We start from the raw sequence: 1,561 nt of genomic DNA, 5'->3' as shown, positions 1-1,561 counted from the left end.
CACAAATCACGCTTTAGTGTCCGGACACGCACCTCCTACGACCCCGCCCCCCTCCCGCCGCACGCCGGGTTTCCGTTCGGTTCCGGGCCGCATATCCAGCCCGTCCGGCGTTTGAGGACGGAACCGCCCACCCCGGCGCCGGCACCGCCGGGCGGCGTTATCTCGGGAGCACCACCACCCGCGCCGCCGGGTCCCGGGCATCCGCGGTCATCAGCGCCGTGCGGACCACCGTCGCCTGTTGTTCCAGGGACTCCCGGAGTTTTCTCGGCGTCAGGTGGACGACGGTGATGCCCAGGCGCTCCAGGTGTTCGCGCTTGCGGACGGTCGCCGACCACTCGGCCTCTTCGTCCGGGCCGTCGTCGGTGCCGTTCGCCCGGTGCGGGGGCCTCGTGTCCAGTTCCACCGCGACCGCGAACTCCGGCCAGTACGCGTCCACGCTGCCCAGGTCCGGGCCGCCGGGAAGGCGTAGGTCGACGTTCCATACCGGCTCGGACAGTTCGTACGCGCGCACCATCTCGTACAGCCGCCTCTCCGCCAGCGCCCGCCCTTCCGTGAGCAGTGAGTCCACCGCCTCCACCACATAGGGCCGGGCCAGCAGGCCGGAGAGGTTCAACTCCTGGACCACCGCTGCCGGTTCGCAGCGGTCGCCCCGTACCGCCTCGGTCAGCAGGTCGACCACCGTGCGCGCGTCGGTCAGTTCCGCGATCGCGTCGGCCACCGCGCGGGCCACGGGCGCCACCGGGAGTCCGGTGATCTGCTCGGGCGGAGGCAGGGAGTGGGTACGGATCAGCCGGGCGCAGCCCGTCGACCGCAGCCGCCGGGTACGCGGGACCAGGACGTCGATCCGCTCCAGCGAGAGCAGTCCCGGCGTGGACGTGAAGCCGTACAGCGCCAGCGCCGCGAGTCCGGTGATCATCACGGAGTCGTACGGCGGCGGGGGCGACGGCAGCGTGGCGGACGGCGACGACGGGCCCGGCTGCACCGGTACCGCCTTCACGCTCGGCCGGCCCGCGTACAGCAGCACCGCGTGCAGCCGCTCCTCGCTCGTCGGCGTCCCCGCGTGCAGCAGATAGATCCCCGGCAGCAGTTGCTGCCAAGGGCCACCGGGCCGGCACTGCGCCGCGGCCCGGCCCGCCGCCACCCCGTGCTCGCGCAACTGCGCGAGCGAGAGCACACGGCGCCGCACATCACCGGAGCCCGCGAGGTCACTGAGGAGGCAGGGGGAGAGGGGGGTGGTGTTGTTGTTCATGTCCCGGTCCTCCCCTCCGTCCGCCACCTCTCTAACCCCTGTTACGAGTTCATCGACCAAATTGGACAAGCTCGGCCTAAAGTACGGGCGTTCGACGGTCGATCACGCGAGACTCTTCGTACGAATCACACGGGCGAAGCCGGGAGGCTCTTCGTACGATCGGTCCGGCCCCGCCCCGGAGGACCAAGCCCGGCCCGGAAGCTCTAGCCCCCGCCCCGGAAGCCCTCAGCCCCGGCCCGGCCACGCCGGCATCGAGTCCGGGCCCGCCCACCCGCCGCGTCCCGCCGCCTCGTCGCACGCCTGTCCGCGCAG

Annotated in this window: 1 protein-coding gene; it reads right to left on the bottom strand. The window is 72.2% G+C overall.

The window, feature by feature from the left end:
* Positions 1-157: 157 nt before the first annotated feature.
* On the bottom strand, positions 158-1,249 hold the full coding sequence (locus tag GA0115259_RS22635) for a hypothetical protein (protein ID WP_093600245.1): 1,092 nt from the start codon (positions 1,247-1,249) through the stop codon (positions 158-160).
* Positions 1,250-1,561 lie beyond the last annotated feature (312 nt).

This window comes from Streptomyces sp. MnatMP-M17 (genome assembly GCF_900091995.1).
Lineage (GTDB): Bacteria > Actinomycetota > Actinomycetes > Streptomycetales > Streptomycetaceae > Streptomyces.
This window is presented reverse-complemented; position numbering and strand designations above follow the sequence as displayed.

What these genes read in the sequence shown, in the direction of transcription:
- GA0115259_RS22635 (WP_093600245.1), bottom strand. Translation starts at nt 1,249, where the DNA reads ATGAACAACAACACCACCCCCCTCTCCCCCTGCCTCCTCAGTGACCTC.